Genomic DNA, 365 nt, shown 5'->3' with positions numbered 1-365 from the left:
ACATCTCCTCAAGCTCAAACGGCAAGAGAAGACCCAGCCAAAACAAGAAGTCCGTGAAAAGGCAGAGTCCTCCTCTACCGCTTCACTGGGGGCAACAGAAACGTCCCTTCCAGAGACTTCAAAGGGGGTAAGAAAGTTCACTCTCAGTGATTTCATGCCTCCTCAATTCAAAGAAGAAGCCACGCAGGGGGCATCGTACTCTTGCAATTCAGTGGTTGGATTCTCCATTGATGGATACGAGTCCAGCGACACTGATGATGGATTTGAACCCAACTACACCGATGAGTGGGAGGAATCTCTTGAAACAGGAGAATATCTCTCCGATGAAGAATGGGTTCCTGAAACTCACTATATGCCAGTAATCT

General features: G+C 47.7%; 1 protein-coding gene. It reads left to right on the top strand.

Annotated elements, in window-relative coordinates; genetic code table 11:
• The coding region (locus F8C76_RS18805) for a hypothetical protein (RefSeq protein WP_170284075.1) at window positions 1-365 on the top strand (365 nt) is incomplete at both ends.

The sequence above is a fragment of the Flagellimonas olearia genome, assembly GCF_009184425.1.
In the GTDB taxonomy this organism is placed as follows: domain Bacteria; phylum Bacteroidota; class Bacteroidia; order Flavobacteriales; family Flavobacteriaceae; genus Flagellimonas; species Flagellimonas olearia.
This window is presented reverse-complemented; position numbering and strand designations above follow the sequence as displayed.